Genomic DNA, 2861 nt, shown 5'->3' with positions numbered 1-2861 from the left:
GTGCGGCCCGCCGATGGCGACAGGCCGGCCTCTTCCATGCCGGCCGCGATGTGGGCGGCCAGCCGGCCGGCATCGCCGTCGGTGACGAGCGAGGCGACCGGTTCGGCGAGCGAATTGTTGCGCGGCGGCGTGGCGAGGTCGGCAAGTGCCGTGGCCAGCATGTCGCTTGACCCGAAGGCTCGGGCGAGCCGCATGCGCCAGCCGCGCGGCAGGCCTAGCGCGGCCAACACCGCCTCGAAGATCGTCTGGTCGCCGAGCGTGATCTTCAGCTCACGGCCGGGCAGCGCGAGCCTGAGCAGCGCGTGGGCGTCGGCGACCGAGCGCGCATCGGCTACCGCCGTGTTCTTTTCGCCGAGGTCTTCGATGCCGGCCTGGAAGAATTCGGCCTGGCCCTCGCGGCGCTGGCGGAACACCTCGCCGAGATAGGCGTAGCGGCGCGGCGTGCCGGCCTGCGAGCTGATGTGGTCTAGGCAGACGGGGATGGTGAATTCGGGTCTGAGGCAGAGCGTCTGCCCGGTCTCGCTTTCGGTCAAGAAAATGCGGCGGCGCAAATCCTCACCGGCCATATCGAGGAACGGGTCGGCCGGCTGCAGCACCGCCACTTCGACGGGGTCCGTCCCGCGCTCGGCGAAGAGTTTTAGGATTTTCGGGGCGATGGCGGGGTAGCGGGTCATGGGCGGCAACCCTCCCTTCTCCCCTTGTGGGAGAAGGTGTCGCCGCAGGCGACGGATGAGGGGTGCTGGAAGAAACGAGGTGTTGCGGGCGTTATATCGGTCAGCGCCTGGAATCGTGCTGACTGCGGCGTCGCACTCCGTCCAACACCCCTCATCCGACCTCGCTTCGCTCGGCCACCTTCTCCCACAGGGGGAGAAGGGAGAATTGGCAGCGCCGGCGTTCCACGTCGGTTACTTGCCACCCGCCCTATCCTTCGTCTGCGCGTCCAGAATCCTGCGCACCGCCTCCACCAGCTCGCCTTCAGCCACCGTCACCTGCGCCGGGCGGCCTTCGCGCCAGGCGACGTTGTCGGTGATCTCCTCCGACAGGCGTTTGCCTTCAATCAAATCCTTGATCTGCACCTCGCCCTTCGCGCGCTCGTCGCCGCCCTGGATAACCGCGCAAGGCGAGCCGCGGCGGTCGGCGTATTTGAGCTGCGCCTTCATGCCGGCGCCGCCGAGGTACATTTCGGCGCGGATGCCGGCCTGGCGAAGTTTTGCTACCATCTTCTGGTGGCGGCCGAGGCTTTCGGTGTCCTTGTCCATGACCAGCACCACGACCGGCGCGATCACGTCCGACATGTCTAGCTTGCCGAGATTCTTCAGCGCCGTCATCAGGCGCGAGACGCCGATGGAAAAGCCGGTCGCCGGCACCGGCTCCCCCCCGAAACGGGACACCAGCCCGTCATAGCGCCCGCCGCCGCCGACCGAGCCGAAGCGGACGATTATTCCCTCTTCATTGGGGATTTCGGCGAGCAATTCGGCTTCGTAGACCGGGCCGGTGTAGTATTCGAGGCCGCGGACGACGGAGGGATCGATGCGGATTCGTTTGGTGCCATATCCGGCTGACGCGACGAGATTCGCGATCACTTCCAACTCGCTAAGTCCTTGTTGAAGCAAAGCATTTGAAGGCATCTCGAGTTCCAAACGCCCAATTACGCCTTCGTTGTCATAGAGAACCTGCTTGCCGTCATCGACTTGAATCCATTCATCGTCCGGTCCAGTCGCGGACGAAACATCGCCGTACTCGTCGGAAATCAGGTAGGATGAAGATGCCACAGACAAGCATTTGGATATCATCGCGATACCATCGTCATCCAGCCCCGCACCCTTGGTAAAATCCCCCTCGCCTTCCCTGCCACCGTCCCAACGGCCAGGCCCGAGCAGCAGGCGCACGCCTTCCGGCCCAAACTTGTCCAGCTTGTCGATCGCCCTTAGCACCGTCAGCCTTCGCCCGATGTTCTCGTCGCCGCCGAGGCCGATCGCCTCCAGCACGCCGTCGAGCACTTTGCGGTTGTTGACGCGGATGACGTAGTCGCCGCGCTTGATGCCCAGCGCCTCCATCACGTCGGCCATCATCATGGCCATCTCGGCGTCGGCAGCCACGCCCGGCGTGCCGACCGTGTCGGCGTCGAACTGCATGAACTGGCGGAAGCGGCCAGGCCCCGGCTTCTCGTTGCGGAACACCCAGCCGGTGCGGTAGCTGCGGTAGGGTTTTGGCAGGCGCTCGTAATTCTCCGCGACATAGCGGGCGAGCGGCGCGGTGAGATCGTAGCGCAGCGACAGCCACTGCTCGTCATCGTCTTGGAACGAGAACACGCCCTCGTTGGGCCGGTCCTGGTCTGGAAGGAATTTGCCCAGCGCATCGGTGTATTCGATCATCGGCTGGTCGACCGGCTCGAAGCCGTAGAGCTCGAAAACCTCGCGGATCGCGGCCGTCATCTTCTCGGTGGCGCGGATGTCTTCCGGCGAGCGGTCGACAAAGCCGCGCGGCTGCCGCGCCTTGGTTCGGGATGATGTGTCGGCCATATGATCTGTCGCTTTGCTGGATAATGTCGTGCGCCAAAGGCGGCGCGGGTGTCCTAACCGATGGTGCATAGGGCGGCAAGGGTTTGGGCACGGCGCTCTATGTCCATCTTACAAGGGCGTAACGCGTCTTCATCGCCCTCCCCGTTTGCTGCAGGGGACAGTTTACTTTTTTCCGCCCGCGCGAACACCTCGACCGCCGCCGCCTTTCTGCGGAAAGAAAGTAAACTGTCCCCTGCACGTACTTCTCCTTTGCCACGCTGCGTTGCCGCCCTGGCGATTGTGCTTCGAGGCTTGCTTCGCTCCCCATCCTTCGACAAGCTCAGGATGAGGAGGAGCGAA

The 2861-nt window shown here is 64.3% G+C and carries 3 protein-coding genes; all 3 read right to left on the bottom strand.

Going from position 1 to position 2861, the window contains the following annotated elements:
• Positions 1-674, bottom strand: a 674-nt coding sequence (locus MAXJ12_RS24070) for an ATP phosphoribosyltransferase regulatory subunit (RefSeq protein ID WP_008838648.1), incomplete at its 3' end; no start/stop codon positions are given.
• 231 nt (positions 675-905) lie between these two features.
• Positions 906-2522, bottom strand: coding sequence for a histidine--tRNA ligase (gene hisS / locus MAXJ12_RS24065; RefSeq protein ID WP_008838647.1), 1617 nt, complete (start codon positions 2520-2522; stop codon positions 906-908).
• Positions 2523-2575: 53 nt separating this feature from the next.
• A partial coding sequence (locus MAXJ12_RS38565) for a hypothetical protein (RefSeq protein ID WP_008838646.1) occupies positions 2576-2861 on the bottom strand: 286 nt, incomplete at its 5' end.

It is taken from the genome of Mesorhizobium alhagi CCNWXJ12-2, assembly GCF_000236565.1.
In the GTDB taxonomy this organism is placed as follows: domain Bacteria; phylum Pseudomonadota; class Alphaproteobacteria; order Rhizobiales; family Rhizobiaceae; genus Allomesorhizobium; species Allomesorhizobium alhagi.
The sequence above is the reverse complement of the archived record's forward strand: the minus strand, read 5'-3'. Positions and strand labels throughout refer to the sequence as shown.

What these genes read in the sequence shown, in the direction of transcription:
- hisS (WP_008838647.1), bottom strand. Translation starts at nt 2,522, where the DNA reads ATGGCCGACACATCATCCCGAACCAAGGCGCGGCAGCCGCGCGGCTTT.